Below are 22,657 nucleotides of genomic sequence, written 5' to 3'. Positions count from 1 at the left end.
TGTATTACAAGGAGTTAATTTACAATCAGCACAAACAAAAAGTAGTCATTTTTCCTTATTAAGCCTTGACTGGTACGAACTTAGCCCAGGTTCAATCCTCCTGGCAATGTCAAATTGGTGCCGTGGCGCATTAAATCAATGATGATGCAGTACATTTATCTAGTTTTAAATTTCTATGAAGAGAAAAATCAATCTTTTACCCTTTGCAATTATCACTGCATTCGTCTTTTTGTTAAACTGGTATGTGCTCTCCGGAATCCAGACTTTAACCCTCAGCAGCTGGCTCAGCCCTATTTTCTGGGGCTTTATCATTTTCATTACCGCGGCACTCGCTTATTCCATTCAAAGGATGCGGGACAATGGAATGGATATATTCTTTAAAATCACCACCCATACCTTTTTGGTTTTACTCGCCAGTGAACTCGTTTTTATCATTGTATTATTCCTTGGCGACGGCTATCGCCTGATTACCGGAGGGGCAAGAAATGTCTACTGGGTGGAGTTTGGCCTGCTGCTCTTTGGGATCACGGTGCTCATTTTCCTGTATGGCATTATCAAAGGAAAATATGCTTACCGGGTGATCAAACATACTTTATACTTCGAGGATCTGCCGGAAAATTTTGATGGCTTCCGCATTACGCAGATCTCAGACGTACATGCAGGCAGCTTTAAGAATGCCAAAGCAGTGCAAAAAGGGATTGATCTGATTAAAGCACAAAATTCAGATTTGTTTGTGTTTACGGGAGACCTGGTCAATAATAAAGCGGAAGAAATTCTGCCCTGGATGGGACATTTTTCGCAGGTAAAAGCGCCTTATGGTCAGTTTTCCATCCTTGGGAACCACGATTACGGAGATTATGTGAAATGGGAAAGCGAACCTGTTAAACAAGCCAACCTGCAGGATTTAAAAAGACACCATGGAGAAATGGGCTACCGTCTCTTGTTAGATGAACATGTGGAACTCGAAAAAGATGGCCAAAAGATCATTCTTGCAGGGGTTGAAAACTGGGGGATTGGGTTTGGTGAACGCGGAGACCTTAAAAAGGCACTTCAGGCTGCTGATCCACAAAGCTTTAAAGTATTGCTTTCCCACGATCCGACACACTGGGATGCGGAAGTTAAAAAATGGCCTTCAAAAATCCACCTGACCTTATCGGGGCACACGCATGGCATGCAGTTCGGAATGGAAGCATTTGGGATCAAATGGAGCCCTGTTAAATACAGGTATGCGCATTGGGCTGGTATTACCTCAGAAAATGGCAGATATCTGAACATCAACAGAGGTTTCGGCTTTCTTGGCTTCTCCGGAAGGGTTGGCATCTGGCCGGAGATTACCGTCATTGAATTAAAGAAAGGGAGATAAAGCAAGTGTCCCGAATAAGCTGGCTGCTTATTCGGGACAATACATCCAAAACTTTCATCCAAAGCTTTTCTGCTACGAATAAGCTTCAGTCGTTTCCAGTAATGATTCCCTGATGTATAAGCTGGCCAGTTTTTCAACCGCGTAATCGATTTCTTCTTCTGTATTGTAACGGCTAAAGGAAAAACGCAGGGTTGGTCTGCTAAAATCATAACCCAGGGCAGAAAGCACATGCGATCCTGCGCCGGAATGACTGTTACAGGCACTTCCTCCGGAAGCAGAGATCTGATGCTGATCCAGGTAGTGAAGCGGGCTGATCCCACTTTGCAGTTCAGGAAGAGAAACACTCAGGACACTGTTTAAGGTTCCATGATTTTGTGCTGAATTCCCGTTAAAAGAGATTCCCTGAATTTTATCTGTCAGCTTAAAAATCATTCTTTCTTTTAATTTAACTAAGTGTTTTTGGTTGGCCGACTGGTTCCGGTAAGCGATTTCCAATGCTTTCGCCAATCCCACAATTCCGGTTACATTTTCCGTTCCTGCCCGTTGCTTGTATTCCTGAGCTCCCCCATTGATCAATGGCTGTAACTCATGAGCGGTATTCCGGTAAAGGAAGCCCACTCCTTTCGGTCCATGAAATTTATGTGCAGATCCAACAAGGAAATCAACATTTAAAGATGGTGTATCGTACCGGTACTGGCCCATCGACTGAACCGTATCTGAATGAAAAACAGCCCGGTACTTTCTACAGACCGCAGCAATAGATTCGATATCATTGAGGTTTCCTATCTCATTATTTCCATGCATTACAGAAACAAAGGCCTGTTCATTGGCAGCAAGGAGCTGTTCCAGATGAGCCAGGGAAATGTTTCCTCTTTCATCATGCTGCAAATAGACAATCCGGATTTCTCCGTTCTTCTCCAATGCTTTTAAAGTATGAAGCACGGCATGATGCTCAAAAGGAGTCGTAATCGCTAAGCGGATGTTATGGGCGCGGATGCCCGAAAGAATGGCGGTATTGTCTGCCTCCGAACCTCCGGAGGTAAAAACGATATGACGTGGCGTCGCATTTAACAAATCGGCAATGATCCCTCTTGATTGCTCAATGGCTACTCTTGCTTCCCTCCCATGAAAATGAGAAGAAGAAGGATTACCGAAGTTTTCAAATAAATAAGGCTCCATGGCCAAAAATACTTCTCTGTTTAAAGGTGTTGTTGCAGCGTTGTCTAGATAAATTCTCATGTTAATGGGTTTAATAGATTAATAAAAATCTACTTAATCAGCTTCGAGAAATAAGGCAATGGATGAGTCAAAAAGAAACCGCAAGCATGGGTTTCAAACAACTTATCTCTTCCGCAATTTTGCGGACAGGAATTAGCACCTTATTATTCAACAGGTTGCTAAGACATCACAGGGCCTTTCCCTCAGTCTTTCTGGATAAGTAAATAAATGTAAGAACAGTTACTGTCAGCAAAGATATGACAAAGACTACTAATTTCATAGACTTTATGAAAAAAAATTACAAATCAGAGAATTTCAGTCATCCAATTGCTACTTCTACCTAATATTTAACTTTTTTTTCCTTTAAGTCAGGATTCATTTACATATTTTTGCGGGATATTCAAAAAGAATATTTTTATAAAGCCTGAATGGAAGAAAACAAATTGAGAGAAGAAGTGCGCCCGGTAACCGGCGACAACAGTATTTTAAAAAGGATATTCCAGGATAGAAAGAGGACTAATATTTTAAGTGGTGTAGAGCAAAGCACCATTTCCTATCTCGTAAAACGGGTTCCTTCCTTTATTACTTCAGATATGCTCACCTTTATCGGTACTGCAGGTTCGGTACTGGTACTGCTCGGATTTATCCTTGCTACTTATGTCAGCAGAGAATACCTGTTGCTTGGCGTATTGGGTCTGGCCATTAACTGGTTTGGCGATTCACTGGACGGCAGGATTGCTTATTACAGAAATATCCCCCGCAAATGGTATGGTTTTTCATTAGACATCATCATGGACTGGGTCAGCACCGTACTCATTGGCTTAGGCTACCTCGTTTATGCGAGAAATGAATATGAACTCATTGCCTTCGTTTTTGTGGTCCTTTATGGCTGGGCGATGATCATTTCACAGCTCCGTTATAAGATCACCGACATTTACAGCATTGATGCAGGCCTGGTTGGCCCTACCGAAATCAGGATCATCCTCGCCCTGATCATCATTCTGGAAGTCATCTTCGGGCATTTAATAGAATATTTTGCCGCCGCAATCTGTGTTACCTTATTTATCATTAATTTCATAGATACCCGGAAGTTATTAAAGCTTGGCGACATCAGGGATAAAGCCGAGCGCGAAGCAAAGAAAAAGGCCAGCTAATGAGCATCATGAAATCTGTATATGTTTTTGCCAAGGCACAGGTTTCGGCTTTTTCCGGTGGAATGCTGGACTATGGCACCATGATTCTCTGTACAGAGCTCCTGCACATCCATTATACCATTTCCATTGCCATTGGCGGAGTGGTCGGCGCTGTTGCGAACTTTTCCATCAACCGCTACTGGACTTTTAATGCCAATTCGGCCCACAAAACTCCCGTAGGTGATCAGCTGACAAAGTTCATTTTTGTAGTGGCAGGAAGCATCGCACTAAAATCCTCAGGCACCTGGCTTTTAACCAACTGGCTTCATCTTGATTATAAGATCACCAGAATCATGGTAGATATCATCGTTTCTTTGAGTTTCAACTATGTTTTACAGAAGTATTGGGTATTTAAAAAAACGGCTCCGGAATTAAAAACACCACAAAAGGAGGAGATAAACGCCTAATCCGAGCTATTCGACAAGAGCAATAGAAAACAAATCAGTAAATAGTACCATTTTATGAAGAATTAATACCGCTTATAAATCAGGGGTAAGAAGTATCTTTGTATATGAAAAATGACATCCCTGTTTACGACATCAGTACTTTTGAAGAATACAAAAATGCCGGTATCCTTGTCAGCAGATTTGGGCATTATTCTAAACAGTATTTACACTTACATTCCGCACACCGCCACTCTTTTTACCATTTGGTGTATTTTACCAGTGGCAGCGGGACCCAAACTATAGATTTTCAGAATTATCCGGTCATGCCCGGTTTGATTTACTTTATGACCCCGGGACAGGTACACAGCTGGTCTTTTAACACGGAAGTAGAAGGTTATATCATCAATTTTTCTGAAGATTATTTCAAATCCTTTTTATACAACCCCTTATATCTGGAGAATTTCAGCTTCTTTGATGAACATTCCGGAGATGCAGTATTGGTATTGCCCAATGAAGCAAGGGAGAAAGTTACGGCACTCTTTGAAGAGATCCTTAACGAAGGAAAGGAAGCGCGTGCCTTTGATGCTGACCTGGTCAGGATCTTAATGTTAAACATCTTTATTCAGGTATCCAGGGGCCTCAGCTTGAAACAGCAGACCCAAACCAATTCCTACAACCAAACCCTGTTGAAGAGCTTTAAAAAATTAATCGAAACTAATTTTATTGAATTGAGGTTTCCTAAACAATATGCGGAGTTATTATACATTACCCCGAATCATTTAAATGCATTATGCAATGACCTTTTAGGAGTTCCTGCAGGGCAACTGATTCGCGACAGGGTAATTTTAGAAGCCAAACGACTATTGATCAACATGGAACTCTCTATTGCTGAAATCTCGGAGAAGCTCGCTTTTAGTGATCACTCCTATTTCATTAAATTCTTTAAAAAACAGGTGGGCGCAACACCGGATAAATTCAGAAAACAAGACAATTAAAACACACAGATATGAGCAGCACAGATCAATTAAATCATACACCACACGTTTCTCAATGGTATGGCATTACACATTCCAAATGCCCAAGATGTAGAGAAGGTAAAGTTTTCACCGGCGCCACCTATGGCTTCAAAGTACAAAAAATGAACGAACGTTGTCCGCATTGCGACTTGAAATTCGAGCGTGAACCCGGATATTTTTATGTAGCCATGTTCGTGAGCTATGCCATGAATGTCGCACAGATGATCTCCATGAGCGTTGCAGCCTATGTTTTAGGCTTGCCATTGACTTATGAAAACCTATGGTATTATGTAGGCATCCTTCTGATAGGCGTATTTTTGTTCTCTCCTTTCAACTACCGCTATTCCAGAATGATCCTGTTATATTGGTTATCTCCGGGATTACATTACGATCCTTCAAAAGTAAATAAACCAGCTGTAGCGGCTAAATAATTCAACAATACCTGATAAAAGGGTTGACAGGAAATCTCCTGTCAACCCTTTTTTATTGATCAACCGGTTTTACCGCTGACCGATCGGTATAAAGATCAGTTTTTATGGAACCATCATTTCCTGCGGACGAAGCCCCAGCACCTTATAAAAGGTATTACTAAAAGTAGAAACACTATCATATCCAACCTTCACCGCTACACTCTTTACGTTCTCTCCCGAAACAGAAAGCAACTCTACCGCTTTTATCACTTTATACAATTTGATATATCCGGCAACCGTAATTCCAATATCCTGTTTAAAAAGCCGTTCCATTGTTCTTGCCGAAAGGTTAAACCGCTTTGCCACTTCCGGTATTTTGAGTTCATTTGCCATATCCCCTCCAATCTCCACGCAATCGGTCAGGTAATCGATCATACTGGCAATCCGGGGGTCCTGAGGAACAGGAAGGACCAAAGGCAGTGCTGAATTAAAGGTCAAGGGTAAAATCCCTATCAATGCTTTCAGGAAATCCAGTTCCAGTGCATCTTCTTCTTCCAAACGGGACCATTGTTCTGTAAAAAGGATCATTTCCCGCAAGACCTTAGAAGTATGAAAGATATTGAGTTCCTGAAAAAAGGGATCATTTGCTGTTTTACTCAAAAAGATACAACGCAGATAAACCTGCTTTACAGGACTGGATGTCCGATGAACCAATCCAGGGGGAATCCAGGCACAATGATGTGTAGGCAGCAAATAAGTCCTTTCCGCAGTATGCAGGTATTGCACGCCTTTTTCGACAAAGATCAACTGTCCCATGTGATGGGCATGCCATTCATCAGAAAACTTCCAATCGGCCTCATGCCATACATAAGCCTCTTTTTGTACCGCATCAACGGTTAAGTGACAAAACCTCGCGCTATTCATTTGTCGTATATTAACATGTTATTGGCAAATATAGACATTTAAAGACAGCTACATTTCCGGACCTTTGTGCTTGTAAATCTTAAATCAATAATCACATGGATTCAGTAAACTCAATGCGCATCAAAACAGGTATTTTAATATTCCTATCACTGTTTAGCTGTTCACTATTAAAAGCACAAAGCAAAATGCCCCATCATAATTCAGAAACAAAGGTGCTCGTTCTGTTCAATACAGAGAGCGGAGGAACCTATAAAATGGCGAAAGAGATCGCTGCCGGAATAGAAAAGCTACCCGGAGCTAAGGCCATATTGAAACAAGTTCCCAGAATTAAGCCACTGGAGAACGAAGCTAAACAGGTCTTTGGCAATATTCCATATGCAAACATCAATGAATTGGCGGAATACGATGGGATCGCCTTCGGCTCTGCTGTCCATTTCGGAAACATGTCTGCAGACATGCGTTACTTCCTCGATCAGTCGGCCGGGCTTTGGACTGCCCATAAACTGGAAGGAAAACCAGCCACCGTATTTATGTCGGCAGGAAGTGGAGCGGGCAGAGAAGGCGCGATATTGTCCTTCTGGAATACCCTTGCCGTACATGGCATGACGATCGTATCTCCGGGGATCATGGGTACTTCTGAAATCGACAAATCCATTCCTCAGGGAAATACGGTATTTGGCGCTTCTTCCCTTGCTGGTGCAACCGGCGAAAGACCTTCTAAAGGAGAATTACACATTGCTGCACTGCAGGGATATGCCCTGGCTAAAGCGGCGAAAGGATATCAGCTCACGAAAACAGAGCCGGCAATTGCTCCATTAACGTCTTCATTGCCAAAAGTGAGCCGTATCGAAGCGAGATTAAAAGAATTAAACATTGTTCTTCCGGATGCCCCTGCCCCGGTTGGAAACTATAAACCTTTCCGGATTTCAGGTAAACAGGTTTTTATCAACCAGATTGCTTTAAAAGCAGGAAAGGTAGAACACCCCGGAATCGTAGGGACTGAAGTGACCGAAGAGCAGGCCAAACTTGCCACCCGTCAGACTTTATTAAACGTTCTTGCCGTCTTAAAACAGGCAGCTGGCGGAGACCTGGATCAGGTGAAACAGGCGGTACAGTTAACCGGTTTCTTTTACACGCCCGCCGGATATACCAAACATGCAGTATTGATGAACGAAGCTTCTAATCTGCTTGTAGAAATTCTTGGCGAGAGCGGAATGCACACCAGGGCTACTGTTGGTGCCTCCTCCCTGCCAATGAATTCTTCAGTAGAGATCCAGGCTATTTTTGAGCTGGAATAACCGCTGTACTCAGCAACCTTCTATGGTAGTTGATCTGACCGGTATGGTAGGCCAGATGAGCCAGCAAATGACCCAACATAAAGTCGATCGACTGGCCTTCACATACGTCTTTGATCAACTTAGGATAAGGGGCTTGTAAATCGTCAATGCGCTTAATGCTTTCTACCACTTCGGCTTTAAGTGCATAAAGTTCTTTTAGCAGCTCCCCATAGCTGAATCTCCTGGAATTAAACTCTGCATCTCTGTCGCGCTGATAAGGAAACCCAGCAAGTTGCTGGGTCACAAAAGTTTTTAAGTTCCCAATCAGGTGCTGTGCAAGATGCCCTGCCGAATTGCTGATCATTGGCGCAACGAGCCAGATTTCCTCCGGATCGGTATAGGCTTCCATTTCGGTGATCAATCGTTGTAAATCTCTGTCGTAAATATGGATATAATCGTTCTGAGTCATGTTTTTTCTGTTTACTCAAAATTGGTTAAAAAAAGAGGATTTGTAAACAAGAATACCTTAAATAAAACAATCTAGAGGCATTCTTAATTACAACACCTCCGATCTTACTCGTTGAAATAATACTGCATTTCCTGATTGATCTCTTTCCTCATATCTGCCAGACGAATCGCATATTTCTGAAGGGCTTTCTCTTCTTCCGTTTCGGGAACCCATTCCGGAACAGGTACCGTTTTCCCTGCATCATCTACCGCCGCAAAAACAATCACACAATGCGTTGCCTTGGTTTCTACTTTGGTCTTAGGATTGATCGTCATGATGTCTACGCCAATGTGCATGCTGGTTCTTCCGGTATAGAGAATTCTGGCCTGAACTTCTACAATGTCGCCGATATGAATCGGATTGACAAAGCGGATCCCTCCAACATATACCGTTACGCAATACTGACTGCTATATTTTACCGCACAGGTATAAGCAGTCTGGTCAATCCATTTCATTACTGCCCCACCATGGACCTTACCACCAAAATTTACATCTCCGGGTTCGCTCAAAAAGCGAAAAGTAATCATGTTCTTCTGCATAACGCACTGAATAAAGGTTGAATTTAATACTTTAAATCTCCCTTATTTATTGCTTTTATCCTAGACAAAAACACATTCTTTTGTTAAACGAAGCTCATAATTGCCCAGAGTGAAGCGCAGGAAATGGCAGTCCATAAGATCAATCCCTGCAAAAAGGGCTTTACACCAACTACACGGATGACTTTAAAAGACAGCCCGCTGCCGATCAGGAATAAGGTTAAGGTCAATCCTGATTTGGCAATCATCACCAGGTAAGGAGCCATCAATTTCACAAAAGGCAGAAAAGTATTGGCCAGCATGGCGATGATAAACAAACCGATAAAATAAGGGAGCTGAACTTTACGCTGGCTGCTGTTAAAAAGAAAAGCAGTTCCCAGTGCTACAGGGATAATCCATAGGGCACGCGCAAGTTTAACTGTGGTTGCGATCTGTAAGGCCTGCTCTCCGTATTTACTGGCCGCACCTACTACAGAGCTCGTATCGTGGATCGCTATGGCACACCACATGCCGAACTGACTTTGCGATAGTCCCAGTAGATGACCTATAGCCGGAAAGAGGAATAAGGCTACGGAATTCAGGATAAAGACAATCCCCAGGGAAACAGAAATCTCTTTTTCTCCTGCATTCATTACCGGCGACAATGCCGCGATGGCACTTCCGCCACAAATCGCCGTCCCCGACGAGATCAGAAAAGAGGTTTTCCTTTCTATTTTGAAAATCTTACCGAGGATGAACCCTAGAATGAGCACTCCGAAAATCGAAACAACTGTGAATAAAAAGCCTTCCCCACCAGCGCGGATGGCCGAAAACACATTCATTCCAAAGCCCAATCCCACCACAGAAACTTTCAATAATAAATTGGTTGCTTTTTGATTTAGATGAAGGTAAGGGTGTTTCATCAGCTGCGCGAGAATCAATCCCATCAGCAACGCCAATGGTGGCGACATAAAAGGCATCAGGCACAACAATGCGGCTAATAAAAAAACGACTTTTCGGGTATTCAGGCTCAGTTCCATAATCTCTTCCATTGTTGGAACAAAGGTCCGGATCATGGCCCTGCGGGTCAAATTGCTAATGTTAATCTCCCATTACTTCAAGTTATAAAACAAGCGGGCATGACGCAGGAATACTTCCGACAAACCATCCAGTATTCCCTGAAGATGAATGAAATAGAAGTAACGCTCAATGCTCAGTCCGGCAATATCTATAATGTGCAGGCTTCCGTTTTGCAGTTCTTTACTCAGCGCATGAATGGAAATAAAAGCCAGGCAGGAAGAGTTCATTAAATAAGATTTGATACTTTCCGTACTTCCCAACTGGATTTCCATTTTCAGATCGGACATTTTCAAGCCTACCTCTTTGAGTGCATGATCAATCACCTCCCGCGTTCCGGAACCTTGCTCCCGCATCACAAAAGCATGTGATTTTAAGGCTTCCGGATCCAACACGCCTTTCCTGGCCAGAGGATGATCATTGCTGCAAACCAATACAATCTCATCCTTGATGAATTCCGTATAACTGATCTCCTGATTTTTGGATTTGCCCTCTACAATCCCCAGATCAATCTCTTTATCGAGTAAAGCTTTTTCGATCTGTTCTGTATTTCCATTGATGAGGTTAAGCCGGATGTCTTCAAACTTCTTTTTGAATCCCGCCAATAAGGGGGCAACGATATAATGGGCAATGGTTGTGCTGGCCCCAAGACTCAGCGAGCCTTCCTTTTTATGAACCAGGGAGTTCATGTCAAAATCAATGTTCCGGTAAATGGCAAAGAGTGTTTCCGTATGACTGAGCAATAACGCTCCCGCTGAAGTCAGCTGAATGCTATTTCCTTTGCGCTCGAATAACTTGTTATTATACTGTTGTTCCAGTTCATGAATATGCTTCGTTACCGCTGGCTGGGTAATGAACAGCGTGGCTGCTGCTTTGGTGAAGCTGAGACGCTTGGCTACAGTATAAAACACTTCTAATCGAAAATCTGCCATCTTATTAATTTGAGCTTCCCTGGACGAGAAGTTCAAAACTAGCAAAATCCTTTAAGGTATTCGTTCTGAAGGTTATTTTCTATTGGTTTTAATCAGAATTTACGTTGCATAACCGCCAGATGATGTTAAGCCTATGAATCTATGAAGATTTAAAGCCAGTCCGAAGACCGGCCTTAATTTTATCTTAGGATTAAGCTTTTGGCCAATCGTTGGTATGTTCTGCGTTTCCTAGTTTCAATTTCCTTGCAGAAATGACAAAGCTTAAAGTCATCGGTGTTTTGTCATTCACAGCAATTCCTTCATTGTACTGAATGATATATCCATCTTCAAATGAAAGTTCTTTCATCTTTGCATCCTCTTCTCCTTTTTTGAAGATGATATTTCCTGCTAATGCTTTGTATTGGTTGTTCACCATTGATTCAATGATTGAAGTATCCTCAGTAGATTCCACTTCAATGTGAATGGTTCCACCATAAACACCTGAAGATGGACGACCTTTTGCGTCAACATCTCTGTTTAATGAAAAACTGCATTGCAGCACATCGAATTCTTTAGATCCTAAAGTCAATCTGGTTTTAAAAGCCATGATAGTATTATTTTAATTTGTCAATAATGTTGTGAATTGATTTCTTCCCTAAAATTAAATCATTATCTGATATAACAGTATGCTGCTATGAAAAGATGAGGAAATAAAATGAAGGTAGATTACGCTTTCGGCCAGTCGTTGGTATGCTCAGCATTGCCAATCTTCAGTTTACGGGCAGAAATCTGGAACTTCAAGGTCATTGGGTTATCGCCAACGATGTTGATTCCTTCGGAATACTTCACAATATATCCGTCCTCAAAATGAAGTTCTTTCATCTTCGCATCTTCTTCTGTCTTTTTGATCAGAAGCGTGCCTGTTAAAGGTTTGTATTGATTGTTTACCATAGACTCTACGATTGAAGTATCTTCCGTCGATTCAATCTCTATGTTGATTGTTCCGCCATACACTCCGGAAGAAGGCCTTCCTTTTGCATCTACATCACGGTTTAGGGAATAAGAACAATGGAGCACATCGTACTCCTTGCCCGAAAAGTTTAATCTTGCTTTGAAAGCCATAACTTTATTTTTGGGTGAAAAAAATTTATTTACTGTTTACAATAATACAAAAAGTCTGCCAACATTGTAATTTTTACCCATAAAAAAGCAGGACCAGCAATTGGTCCTGCGTATTTTTCACCGAACTGAAAAAGCTTATGCTTTCGGCCAGTCGTTGATATGTTCTGCATTACCGATCTTCAACTTACGCGCCGATATTACAAAACTTAAAGTCATTGGTGTATTGTCGTTAACGGCAATACCCTCATTGTACTGGATGATGTAGCTGTCTTCGAAAGACAATTCCTTCATCTTTGCATCTTCTTCGCCTTTTTTAAAGGTGATCGTGCCTGAAAGTGGCTTGTACTGGTTGTTCACCATAGATTCAATCACTGAAGTATCTTCTGTAGATTCTACTTCAAGATGGATTGTTCCACCGTAAACACCTGATGACGGACGTCCTTTTGCGTCTACGTCTCTGTTCAATGAAAAGCTGCACTGCAACACATCGAATTCTTTTGAACCTAAGTTCAGCCTGGTTTTAAATGCCATGATAATGTTTTTTAAATGTTAAACTTCCTGAATTTGAATTATGCCTTTGGCCAGTCGTTGGTGTGCTCAGCGTTGCCGAGTTTCAGTTTACGGGCAGAGATCTGGAATTTCAAGGTCATCGGGTTATCCCCAACAATGTTGATTCCTTCGGAATATTTCACAATATATCCGTCTTCAAAATGAACTTCCTTCATCTTCGCATCTTCTTCTGATTTTTTGATCAGTAAAGTTCCGGTTAAAGGTTTGTACTGGTTGTTTACCATTGCTTCGATGACAGAGGTATCTTCGGTTGATTCGATCTCGATATCGATCGTTCCACCATACACTCCGGAAGAAGGTCTTCCTTTTGCATCTACATCACGGTTTAGGGAATAGGCACAGTGAAGTACATCGTACTCCTTGCCCGAAAAGTCTAATCTTGCTTTGAAAGCCATAACTTTTGGTTTTAGGGTTGTTATTTAATTAACTAGTCCTATAACGTCAAAAAGTTTGCCATTATTACCTAATAATCAACAGGATATCAGAAAAAAAATAAAAATATTTTCAAAACGCGTTTTCCGGCGTAATAACTCATTTTCTTTCTGAAAAAATAAAAATCCTTTCTTTTCGTTGTCTTACATCATCTTTGAACCGAAGCTCTCTAATTTCCTCAGCCATTTCTTACTGTAATCATTCTCAAGGGAATACAGCTGGCCGATTGTACTCGTATGCACGGGATGAAAACGACAGTTTTCAAAAACGTTTCTTTTTATAGACAGGTAAGTGACTTTCTTGTCTTGTTTCCAATACTCAAAAGTCTCCTCATCCAGAATGGAGATAATGCGTGCTGATTTGCCGCTGAAATTATTGCTGATGTTCTGAAATTTGGATACAAAAACCTGATCGGGCATAAAGAGCCTGTCGAAGAATCCTTTAATTCTGGTAGGGATCGATGATAAATATACCGGACAGAATAAAACGACATGGTTTGCCCACATGATCATATCCAATGCGCGTTTCAAATCCGGCTCCAGTTCAGGAACCCGGTTGTTGAATTGCTTATTGGAATTAAAGATCAGATCGATAATTGCAATCTCCTTCACATGTGCACCGGCATCCGCGGCTCCCTTATGGTAAGCCTGGATCAGGTGGCTTGTCGCAGCGGTCTTTTCAGGATCACCATTGATGATCAATACTTGTTTCATTTATTCCCCGGCCTAAGTAAACATTGAGGTGCTAAATTATAAAGAAATTGTTAAGTCAGGAAATGCAATCCGGCTTAAAAAAAAATCCGGAGCAGATTTATTCAATCTGTCCGGACATTGTTTAAAAAAGAAAAAAATTATTAGCTATTGCTGTGCATATTCTGAGCTCCAGGTGGTTTCCTCATCCTCCCCTTTCTGCCCATCCAGTTTCACGACGAAACTTTTTGCAGGGAAATAAGGAGTAATGTGAATGTCCAGGTGGATTTTATCTTTCTGTACTTCATCACGCTCAAAACGCATGATTTTAAAACGCTCGATCAGACGCTCAGGTCCCTGAATACCATCCAGGAATTTCACGATCTGTCCGCGGAGGTCCTGTTCTGTTTTAGAAGTCCAGTTTTCAAAAGCCCTTCTGTTCAGGAAGTCGAACAATACTTTGGTTACGTAATCAAATACACGTACTACAGAATAAGTCTGCAGACCGATGTTGTCTCCGTTGAATAAGGTTTTAGCCGAGAAGGCCATTACTTTTCCATACTCATTTACCATAGGTACCAAACCAATCCTTTCCAGGTGCGAGATTTCACTTTTCTTCAGGTCAAACTTCACCCCGTCAATATCGTTGATGGCACCATGTTTCTTACCTGCAGTTACCTGCGACATCAAAGTATAATACATCTTACCAGCCAAAGCTGCAGATCCGGGTACCGTTAAATCATCTTCTTCACCTACTTCAGCAACCTTTCCTCTTCCCACCAACCAGTTACAGGTCATGATGGTATTTGATTTGAAAGCATCACCACCGGTTAGGTTAGCAGCCGTAAACAAGTCAATCACATCATCCGGCTGATCAAGATCCGCGAAATCAGTAACCAGCATTGCTTTATTTTCATAGGCAATCTTGCTCCATTTCTCTACCACTTTATTAGAGCCCATATATCCCGGGATGACCATTAAAGAGTAGTTCTCGCGAAGATCCAGCCTATCGTATTTTTGTTTCAGCTCATCGCTTACATAATCGATAAACCTTGGGTTGTCCAGATCTTTGATCTGGTCCATTGAAGCATTCATCATGATCACATTCTTCACTTTGTCTGCTTCTGTATTTTGATAGAACAAGTTTACCGAACGGTAAGCCTGCTCCAGTTCTCTCGTACTTTCCAATGCTGAAGCGATGTTCTTATTCAGGTTTTCTTCTGCATTTTTTAATTTCTCTGTGCTCTTATCTACCATAGAAGCTACAGAATCAGAACCCTCCAATACATCAATCCACAACTGGATTTTCTTTTTCAGTTCCTCTCTTTCCTTTTTCTTTTCATCACCGGTCAGGAAGATTTGCTTTCTTGCTTTTCTTTCCGGGTTTAAGTTCTGTAAACCATCTACTGTTGCTTCCAACAGATCAAAACCACCTACCCTTGCCAGTTTATCCAAACTGTCCTGAAGGGAAAGTTTCTCTTGACTTTGCTTTTCCGCCGGCTTAAATGCCGTTTCCTGTGATGAATCCTGTGCTATTTTTTGTTCTTCTGGAGTTGCCATGCTAATATTTTTAAATCGTTCTTCGGGGGATTACTGAATTATTTATTTTCTTCTAATTCAGCAACAAAATTTTTCAAAGCACTGATAAAAGCACTTTTAGTTTCTTCATCATCAAGCGTCGCTTTCAAAGTCTTGTTCGACTTCAGTTGCTTGATCACATTCAGGGACATTTCCCTTTCGATGTTCACATTGCTCAGGTGGGTACTTTGAGTGATGATATGCTTTACGGCAAAGTCGCCCAGATTACTGAAATGAAGGGTTTCAGGTGTGGTAGATCCATCTTCTCTTTCAAATGCAACATTCACCTTTGGTTTATAATGATTAAAAACTTCCTGTACAGTTTTCAAACCCTCTACTTTTTCAGGTTTGATCGGATCATTATCTGTCAGCTTCTGTATGAATAAAGTTTTATTATAGGCAATGTCTGCAAACGCTTCGGAGGTATCTATTTTTCTTTCGTTACCACCAATTTCATAGTTAAACATAGTGTTGATATTTAAGGGTTTAAGATCTTTTTTTATTAAAAATATTGAATTTAATTAAGAAAACATTATTTACTTATATTTTGTTTTCCAGTTCAGTTACAGCGCTTTGTTCGATAATTTCCCATTCCAGACGTTCCTCATTTTCGTGTTTTTTAATCACAATCAGGTTTCCTTTCTTCAGTTCTCCGGAGATGATATATTTGGAAATCGGCCTTCTCAGCTCATTCCTGATCACTCCCGACAACTGTCTGGCGCCATACTTAGGGGTAAATCCACTCAGGGCCAGCATCTTGATCGCTTCCGGTTCTATCTCAAAAGCAATGCCTTGTTTGTCCAGCGCCTCGATTAAGCTCTTCAGCTGAATCTCAAAGATGCGCACCACATTGTGTTCTGAAATTGGCGCAAAAGGCACAATTTCCGATAAGCGCGCTAAAAACTCCGGTCTGAAATGTCGGGCCATAATTTCCATCAACTGTTGTGAAGTTGGAATCTCTCCTTTGGCCACCTGTTCAGCAATCCATTCACTTCCGATATTCGAAGTAAATAAGATCAGGGAATTGGAGAAGTCACCTTCTTTACCCAGCCTGTCGTGCATATGTCCTTCATCTAAAATCTGAAGAAAAGTATCAAAGACCGAAGGGTGTGCTTTTTCAATCTCATCAAAAAGCAAGACCGAATAAGGCTGTTGTCTGATTTTATTGACCAATAAACCACCTTCTTCATAGCCCACATATCCCGGAGGCGCACCATACAGCAAGGCTGCAGAATGTTCTTCCTTGAATTCGGACATGTCAAAACGGATCATTGCTTTCTCATCATTGAAGAGAAACTCGGCGATAGATTTGGCCAGCTCCGTTTTACCGGTTCCTGTTGGCCCCAATAAGAAAAACGATCCGATCGGTTGTCCTTTTTTGTTCAGTCCACTTCTGGATTCCAGAATCGCATCAGAAACCGCCCTTAAAGCCTGATCCTGTCCTACGACCCTTCTCTTCAGAAACTGTTCCATATTCAGGAGTTTTTCTTTTTCCTGAGCCTGGATCTTTCCTAAAGGAATTCCTGTTTTATAAGAGACAATAGAAGCGATATCCTGTTTGTGGACTTCATCTGTTTTTTGCTCCGCCAATAGCTTTAATGCCGCCAGGTTCTTGCTCAGGTAATCATGGTATTCCTCGATCGCTTCAAAGGCTTCTACCTGCGTTTCGTCAGTCAGCTGACCAAGAAGTACAGGACTGACCTTATCCATCAGCTGACTGTACAACCAGCGGTAATCTGCCAACCTGATTTCTTCGGCTTCTTCCGAAATTTCCAGTTCGCCAAGTCTGGCCGACAATTCCTCCAAAACTTTATCGGAAGTATCGTTCATCATTTTCATGGCTGCCATGGTCCTGTCCAGCAAGTCAAAAGCAGAATCCGGAAGACGGCGGTCTTTCATATAACGTTTGGCCAGTCTTACACATTCAGGGATCGAATCCGGCTGAATTTTCAGCTGGTGATGATCCTCATATTTTTCCTTCAGTTTCTCCAGCATTTTAATGGCTGAAGCCTCATTCGGTTCATTGACCTGTAACACTTCAAACCTTCTGCTGAAAGCCTGTTCAGGTTCTATGATCTTACGGTATTCATCGATCGTGGTCGCACCGATAACAGTGATTTCTCCCCTGGCCAGTTCCGGTTTGAGCAAATTGCCCACGCCACCGCCAATAGGGCCTTTATTGTCCAAAAGGGTATGGATCTCATCGATAAACAACACTGCTTTATCAAATTGCTTGATCTCTTTCAGGATGTTCTTCAGACGGTCTTCAATCTCCCCTTTATAAGAAGCCCCTGCGATTAATGAACCCAGATCGAGTTCAAAAAGCTGAACTCCTTTGAGCAGCTCAGGAACATTATCTGCAATGATATCTTGTGCAAAACCATCTACAAGCGCTGTTTTACCTACCCCTGCATCACCTGTGATGATCACATTCGGTTTGGTACGCCTGCAAAGAATCTCCATAATCATCCTTGCTTCCCGGTCTCTGCCGATGATCGGATCTGTCTTTCCATCTCTGGCAAGGGCAATCCGGTCAATACAGTATTTGTGCAATGCGCCTGCTGCACCAGAAGACTTGGCTTCTTTCCCTGTTCCTCCGGCAGGAGAGACGACCTGCTGAATCTCTTCATCTTTGATATACAAATCCAGCAATTCTCTTTCCTTGATCGGGAATGATTTCAACTCGTCCGGTTTAAACCCAACAGTTGGCTTACACAATGCCGTCAGGATACATACCGGAGTAATCAGATCCAGTCCGAGTTTAATCCTGATGTGATCGGCTTCTTCAAAAACCTTAGCAATCTCAGGACTTCCTTTTACTTCGTCCGGAGCAGAAGCCGCTTTATCGAGTTCTTCAATTCTTACTTCTGCCCATTCACTGATGTATTCCTCATCTTTGCCGATGGACGATAAAAACTGCCTCAATCCCACGTCTTTATGCATCAACCCTTTTAACAGGTGTGCCGCAGTAAATTCCGGGTTATGGTATTCCTTAGCCAGAGATTGTGCAACCCTGATGGCTAGCTTTACTGATTCACTGATATTTGTAAGACTCATAATCTAAATACTAAGGGGTTTCTTTTTCCACAGGTGCAATAAAATTCTGCTCTGTGATGTAGTAATAAGTCTTTCCATTGGAAATGAACTGCTGACCCACCTGAGTACTCCTCTTGATGCGCTCACTCGATCCGATCAAAAATTTCAAATAGTTCTCAAAATCCAACTGTGGCATTTTACTTCCTCTCTTCAAATCCACTACCGTGTATTTGTTTAACAGGTCATTTTGAATCGGTAAACCGGTTACCGTTCTGAAATATTTAGCCAGGCTCATTTTCCTGATGTCGCTTTTCGAGACATCCATATCCAGAAGCTGACGTTGAATATTGATGTAATTCTTTACCAGTTTACTTCTGAAGGACGACTGATCCGGCTGAAGGTTCTGTCCGATCATCAAAGAAAAGATGTCATTTAGCTGCTTAAATTCCATGGTATTTAAAACCACCGAGTATTGTAACAATGATTTATTCTTCGCTACGATATCATCAGCAACAGAATTGGTCATGTAATATTTAAACGCATTGTGCGGCATTTTATCCGCTACATCACCATACACCGGAGCTTCCAGCTGCGACTCTACAATAACCGATAAGTTTTTACGCTCTATCCCCGTTAAACGGAAAGCACTATCCAGAGAACTGATCTGGCTGGTAATGTCCATATCCGTTTCCTTGATGAAACGTTTCAGGGCGATATTCATAGATTCCGCAGAATTCACAGAACCTTTTGTCGGGAAAACTACCCCACCTTGAATCAGACTGTTTTTAGGGTAATCCAGGTAGTAAGAAATAGAATCCAGTTTACTGGTATTGTAAGCCTGAGTACTATTTAACCCCTCTCCTTTTACCAAAAATCTTTTCTTTCTGTCTGCCGCATAAACCGCCGCATCAGATACCAGTTTTTTAGACTGCAATACGAAGTTGTTAAACAACTGATCGTAATCACTATACATTTGGATCGCCAATAACCTCGCATCGACCTGAGCAAAATCTTCCGTCAGCTGGTTCAAACGGTAAGCCGTAGCCCCCTCATTTCCAGTACTTCCGATCAATACAATCAGGTTCGTTTCATTATGGTGATTTTTCAACAGGTTTAACCCTGCTTTAATGCCGTCATAAACCGGCTGGTGAGCGATCCTTCCATTACATCCTTCTGTTTTCTTCGCCTCTTTGGAAAGGAAAGACATCAGCGTTCTGTAATCCGGAGATAAAGATGGAGAACTTAAAATCCCGGTAGAGGCGCAACTTACACCATCTCTGTAAACCACAGCACCATAGCTTAAATTGTGTTTCTTACCATATTCATTGAAAACATTTTCAAATGATTGAATCGTGTTCGTCAATCCCGAGAAATACCTCGTCATCGGACTTCCGCCATCGACTACAAAAACCACATTGATCTTATGAATGTTCTTTCTCAAGTCAAGATAGCTCAGGTAAGGCAGTGCCGAACCGCTGATCGTGATGACTTTATTGTCCGATTTGTTATATACATCAGCGGCAGTACCCAATACATAACGTCCGTTTCCTTCCTCCGCAACTACCGGAGAACTTCTCAGGATCAGATCATTGGCACCAAGAAGCGGATCCATGTGTACGCCATGAAGGGCGAAAGCCACAGAATCACTTTGTTCGTAAGAGTTGATCTGTAATGGAGAAATGAATAACCTGTTTCCCCAGTTATGAACAGCATCAGCTGCAATCCATCCATAAACACTTTTTCTTGCACTGTCTGCCACCAGCTGATCTTCATTTCCGATCAGGTATTTCTTTCCATCTTCAGATTTTTTGAAAATGTAAGAGATCTCATGAAGCCTTACTTTTGACGAACGTTGTTTCAATTCCGGAGAATTGTAAACATAAGCAGAATCGGTATTGTCATAATAGAACTTCGATTCTGTCATCGGCATTTTACCATTGATGACGGTGATAGACTTTTCCGGATAACCTGATTTCTGATTGGAATAAGAACGCTGCCAAAGCAACAACTTTGATTTCGGAATCCAGCCATAACTGATCGCACTTTTTTTATCATTGATCTTTCTGCCCCTGATCATTCCTGCTTTGTACTTGATCAGTTTTAAATATCCGTTTTCTTCTTTGGACACATAAAAAGGTTCCATGAAGTTCAATTTCTTCATGATCAGACTTCCGCCAGGAGCGGTCGTGGTATAGTTTTCGTCCCTGTCGGAGAAAACGATCCAGGGTAAGTTTGTCGTTTTGCCGTCAGTGCTTAAATCAGTACCCGCAGACGGCTTTTCGAAAGCCTTGGGCATATATTTTACTTTCTTCCCAAATGCGGCCGGCGACTGTGCCATAACAAATGCAGCTTGGGTGATGAGTACTAAGAGGGAGATCATTCGTTTCATAGGTGGTTATTTTACAGTCTTGGCTGAATGTTGTTTGATATTTACCAGGATGGCACAGTTAGAAGTAGGGCTAATGGTCAATTGTGCTTCGTCTACGACGATTTCACCGCCAAAAGTTAAGCCCATGCAATAAGAGTAAAAGTCGCTGGATTTTTTCACGTTATCCTGCTCTACAGCAACGGTAACTTTCTCATTGTTACACATGTACTTCCGCGTCAGGTAATAATAATTCGAGTTAAAATCAGCTCCATTGGCTATGGCCTGCAGCCTCGCCCTGATGTCATCAATCACTTTACGTTCCCCTTCTCCCGGTAATACCAGTTCGGTATCAATTACCGCATTCGGGTCAGTGATAAAGATCGTATGGTACACCGGTCTGTGACCTTTATCGGTACTTAACTTCACCATGTATTGTCCTGGTGAATGGAAAGTGTACAATGCGGTTCTGCCTTTCACATCCACGCGTCCTGTTTCTCCAAAAGCCCATTCATATAAGCCTGCTTTTCCTTCTGCTTCCAGTCTCACTTCCTCATTAACCACCCCTGAAGTGGGTCCGTTAATGCTCACTAAAGTATCGATCGCGGCAATTGCAGTATCCCTTACGTTTACTGGAAATTGCTCACGCAGCTCTCCGTCAACGGTTAGCCTGACAATGTAAGAACCTGACTTTAAATAGCGGTAGCTTCCGTTTTGTGTATTCGATTTGGCACCATTACCAAATTCCCAGAGCCATTTTTTGGCATTTCTGGTATTGTCTGTAAATACGAGGTCTTCATTTAAGTACATCTCGTCTTTTAAGATCCTTGCATCAACAGTACGTTTATCGAAAACGGAACTCTTAAAGAAAAAGATGATTGCGGCGAGAACGAGTATTGCAATAAAAATGTACAGAAATATATATCCCTGCGAATTACTGCTCACTGATTTTCCATTGGTAGTAGTGTCGGCCATATTCTTGTGGTTTGATTGTTTTTATTCAGTTATTTCTGGTTGCCCATGGTCTGTTTCAACTGATTGGTAGAGAGCTTGCAATCCTTCAGAGAATTGTTCAGTCCTTCCATATCATTGTTATTTCCTTTCAGCTCTCTCCTGTCGTAAAAAAGGTCATTGTACAATTGTGAGGCTTGAAGAAATGTTTTATAGCGTAAGTCTGAAGCCCTTCTCTCATAATTTGACTTGATAGAGTTCAAAGAATTTTTGATGTCATTCTCCAGGAAAACAGCTTGTACCCCCGGATCAAACTTGATGATCTGCTTGTAAGTGGTATCTACCGTAGCACGCTGATCTTTCACCGTTTCTTCAAATTCGGCGTTCTGCGCTAATTTATCTGCAAGATCCTGTTTGGACACCATTCTGCCATTTCCATAATCATGGAAAAGGCCAAAGCTCAATAATGTAGCAGTAAACAGGAAAATTCCGATAAAAAACAGAAACTGTTCTCTTCTTTCTTTTATACTTAATTTAATCATCGTGCTTATTTAAATATTCCTGATTTCAATTTCTTGGTCGCAGCCTGATTTGTTCTCAGGCAAGATTCCAGCTGGCTCTTCAGGTTGGCGATTTGAAATTTTGTTCCAAACAGAGAATCCTGAATCCCTGCCATCTGCGCAACGTCATCGGTCATTTTTTTATACAGCTGAAAACTGCTTGCATCAGACTTCTGTTCTTTGATGATTTCTCTGATCCTAAAATTTTTGTTCTGAATATCTTCCAGCATGATCGCCTGATTGTTCATTTCGGCAGAACCAATAGAAGTATACTTGGAAAGTTGCTGGAAGCGCTGCAAGATCATATCAAAATTGGTATTGATTTCTTTTCTTTTGGCCAGCAGCATATCCGTTTGCTTCACTTCTTTTTCCAGCAGCTGGTATTCGAATTTTGAGGATACAAAAAACAGGTATACACAAAGAATGGCAAAAGAAGTCAGCAGGATAAAATTCAAAACAAAGAGCCGGTAAGATTTGCTAAGTTCCTGAGCGTTGATTGGTTTCATAGTGGGATGGTTGGTTTGGCATTGAGCTGCATTAAGTTTTTAAATACGAA

The 22,657-nt window shown here is 41.7% G+C and carries 24 protein-coding genes and 1 riboswitch; of the genes, 6 read left to right on the top strand and 18 right to left on the bottom strand.

Translation table 11 applies throughout. The annotated features are described in order from the left end of the window. The first annotated feature begins 175 nt into the window (after nt 1-175). Nucleotides 176-1,363 (top strand): metallophosphoesterase, encoded by a 1,188-nt coding sequence (locus AAFF35_RS05560; protein WP_342331411.1) that lies wholly within the window; start codon nt 176-178, stop codon nt 1,361-1,363. Nucleotides 1,364-1,435: 72 nt separating this feature from the next. On the opposite strand, the gene AAFF35_RS05555 is transcribed toward AAFF35_RS05560, so the two are convergent. After that, nucleotides 1,436-2,602: a cysteine desulfurase family protein gene (locus tag AAFF35_RS05555; protein WP_342331410.1), complete on the bottom strand. Its 1,167-nt coding sequence runs from the start codon at nt 2,600-2,602 to the stop codon at nt 1,436-1,438. Nucleotides 2,603-2,701: 99 nt separating this feature from the next. Beyond that, nucleotides 2,702-2,804, bottom strand: a riboswitch (SAM riboswitch). 205 nt (nt 2,805-3,009) lie between these two features. Between AAFF35_RS05555 and AAFF35_RS05550 the strand changes: the two genes are divergently transcribed. The 4 genes from AAFF35_RS05550 to AAFF35_RS05535 all read left to right on the top strand — a co-directional run bounded on the left by AAFF35_RS05550 (nt 3,010) and on the right by AAFF35_RS05535 (nt 5,607). Next, on the top strand, nt 3,010-3,735 hold the full coding sequence (locus tag AAFF35_RS05550; protein ID WP_342331409.1) for a CDP-alcohol phosphatidyltransferase family protein: 726 nt from the start codon (nt 3,010-3,012) through the stop codon (nt 3,733-3,735). Next, entirely contained in the window at nt 3,735-4,181 is a 447-nt protein-coding gene (locus AAFF35_RS05545; RefSeq protein ID WP_342331408.1) for a GtrA family protein, read from the top strand. The genes AAFF35_RS05550 and AAFF35_RS05545 overlap by 1 nt, the downstream gene beginning before the upstream one ends. Nucleotides 4,182-4,285: 104 nt before the next feature. Then, nucleotides 4,286-5,155, top strand: coding sequence for a helix-turn-helix transcriptional regulator (locus tag AAFF35_RS05540; protein ID WP_342331407.1), 870 nt, complete (start codon nt 4,286-4,288; stop codon nt 5,153-5,155). An 11-nt stretch (nt 5,156-5,166) separates the two neighbouring features. Further along, nucleotides 5,167-5,607: a DUF983 domain-containing protein gene (locus AAFF35_RS05535; RefSeq protein WP_342331406.1), complete on the top strand. Its 441-nt coding sequence runs from the start codon at nt 5,167-5,169 to the stop codon at nt 5,605-5,607. A gap of 102 nt (nt 5,608-5,709) precedes the next feature. Here AAFF35_RS05535 and AAFF35_RS05530 read toward each other — a convergent pair whose 3' ends face one another. Beyond that, complete coding sequence (locus AAFF35_RS05530) at nt 5,710-6,510, bottom strand: AraC family transcriptional regulator (protein WP_342331405.1); 801 nt, start codon at nt 6,508-6,510, stop codon at nt 5,710-5,712. Nucleotides 6,511-6,605: 95 nt separating this feature from the next. On the opposite strand from AAFF35_RS05530, the gene wrbA reads away from it, so the two are divergent. Next, the gene (gene wrbA / locus AAFF35_RS05525; protein WP_342331404.1) at nt 6,606-7,808 is read left to right on the top strand and encodes an NAD(P)H:quinone oxidoreductase; all 1,203 of its coding nucleotides are present in this window, start codon (nt 6,606-6,608) and stop codon (nt 7,806-7,808) included. On the opposite strand, the gene AAFF35_RS05520 is transcribed toward wrbA, so the two are convergent. From AAFF35_RS05520 to AAFF35_RS05445, 16 genes are all read right to left on the bottom strand, one after another. Next, on the bottom strand, nt 7,789-8,256 hold the full coding sequence (locus AAFF35_RS05520; protein ID WP_342331403.1) for a DinB family protein: 468 nt from the start codon (nt 8,254-8,256) through the stop codon (nt 7,789-7,791). The genes wrbA and AAFF35_RS05520 overlap by 20 nt on opposite strands. 104 nt (nt 8,257-8,360) lie before the next feature. Beyond that, nucleotides 8,361-8,834 carry an acyl-CoA thioesterase gene (locus AAFF35_RS05515; protein WP_342331402.1) on the bottom strand — a complete coding sequence of 158 codons (474 nt, stop codon included), beginning with the start codon at nt 8,832-8,834 and terminating at the stop codon, nt 8,361-8,363. Between the two features lie 83 nt (nt 8,835-8,917). After that, nucleotides 8,918-9,886: a putative sulfate exporter family transporter gene (locus AAFF35_RS05510; protein WP_342331401.1), complete on the bottom strand. Its 969-nt coding sequence runs from the start codon at nt 9,884-9,886 to the stop codon at nt 8,918-8,920. A 36-nt stretch (nt 9,887-9,922) separates the two neighbouring features. After that, entirely contained in the window at nt 9,923-10,819 is an 897-nt protein-coding gene (locus AAFF35_RS05505; protein ID WP_342331400.1) for a LysR family transcriptional regulator, read from the bottom strand. A 190-nt stretch (nt 10,820-11,009) separates the two neighbouring features. Then, nucleotides 11,010-11,405 carry a type VI secretion system tube protein TssD gene (tssD, locus tag AAFF35_RS05500; RefSeq protein ID WP_342331399.1) on the bottom strand — a complete coding sequence of 132 codons (396 nt, stop codon included), beginning with the start codon at nt 11,403-11,405 and terminating at the stop codon, nt 11,010-11,012. 119 nt (nt 11,406-11,524) lie between these two features. Beyond that, nucleotides 11,525-11,920, bottom strand: a complete 396-nt coding sequence (gene tssD, locus AAFF35_RS05495) for a type VI secretion system tube protein TssD (protein WP_342331398.1) — start codon at nt 11,918-11,920, stop codon at nt 11,525-11,527. Nucleotides 11,921-12,055: 135 nt separating this feature from the next. Continuing rightward, the gene (gene tssD / locus AAFF35_RS05490) at nt 12,056-12,451 is read right to left on the bottom strand and encodes a type VI secretion system tube protein TssD (protein ID WP_069377472.1); all 396 of its coding nucleotides are present in this window, start codon (nt 12,449-12,451) and stop codon (nt 12,056-12,058) included. Between the two features lie 38 nt (nt 12,452-12,489). Further along, nucleotides 12,490-12,885 carry a type VI secretion system tube protein TssD gene (gene tssD / locus AAFF35_RS05485; RefSeq protein WP_069377473.1) on the bottom strand — a complete coding sequence of 132 codons (396 nt, stop codon included), beginning with the start codon at nt 12,883-12,885 and terminating at the stop codon, nt 12,490-12,492. 180 nt (nt 12,886-13,065) lie between these two features. After that, nucleotides 13,066-13,635, bottom strand: a complete 570-nt coding sequence (locus tag AAFF35_RS05480; RefSeq protein WP_074609953.1) for an NAD(P)H-dependent oxidoreductase — start codon at nt 13,633-13,635, stop codon at nt 13,066-13,068. A gap of 144 nt (nt 13,636-13,779) precedes the next feature. Further along, nucleotides 13,780-15,171, bottom strand: coding sequence for a DUF5458 family protein (locus tag AAFF35_RS05475; protein WP_124579111.1), 1,392 nt, complete (start codon nt 15,169-15,171; stop codon nt 13,780-13,782). A gap of 38 nt (nt 15,172-15,209) precedes the next feature. Continuing rightward, nucleotides 15,210-15,656: a hypothetical protein gene (locus AAFF35_RS05470; protein ID WP_124579113.1), complete on the bottom strand. Its 447-nt coding sequence runs from the start codon at nt 15,654-15,656 to the stop codon at nt 15,210-15,212. A 73-nt stretch (nt 15,657-15,729) separates the two neighbouring features. Continuing rightward, nucleotides 15,730-18,246: an ATP-dependent Clp protease ATP-binding subunit gene (locus AAFF35_RS05465; protein WP_342331397.1), complete on the bottom strand. Its 2,517-nt coding sequence runs from the start codon at nt 18,244-18,246 to the stop codon at nt 15,730-15,732. A gap of 10 nt (nt 18,247-18,256) precedes the next feature. Further along, nucleotides 18,257-20,614 (bottom strand): type VI secretion system protein TssR domain-containing protein, encoded by a 2,358-nt coding sequence (tssR, locus tag AAFF35_RS05460; protein WP_342331396.1) that lies wholly within the window; start codon nt 20,612-20,614, stop codon nt 18,257-18,259. Nucleotides 20,615-20,620: 6 nt separating this feature from the next. Continuing rightward, on the bottom strand, nt 20,621-21,565 hold the full coding sequence (locus AAFF35_RS05455; protein WP_342331395.1) for a PKD domain-containing protein: 945 nt from the start codon (nt 21,563-21,565) through the stop codon (nt 20,621-20,623). A 29-nt stretch (nt 21,566-21,594) separates the two neighbouring features. Then, a complete protein-coding gene (locus AAFF35_RS05450; RefSeq protein WP_342331394.1) occupies nt 21,595-22,083 on the bottom strand; it encodes a type VI secretion system transmembrane protein TssO in 489 nt (162 codons plus the stop codon). A 5-nt stretch (nt 22,084-22,088) separates the two neighbouring features. Further along, on the bottom strand, nt 22,089-22,607 hold the full coding sequence (locus tag AAFF35_RS05445) for a hypothetical protein (RefSeq protein WP_342331393.1): 519 nt from the start codon (nt 22,605-22,607) through the stop codon (nt 22,089-22,091). Nucleotides 22,608-22,657: the final 50 nt, after the last annotated feature.

The sequence above is a fragment of the Pedobacter sp. FW305-3-2-15-E-R2A2 genome, assembly GCF_038446955.1.
GTDB lineage: Bacteria > Bacteroidota > Bacteroidia > Sphingobacteriales > Sphingobacteriaceae > Pedobacter.
The sequence above is the reverse complement of the archived record's forward strand: the minus strand, read 5'-3'. Positions and strand labels throughout refer to the sequence as shown.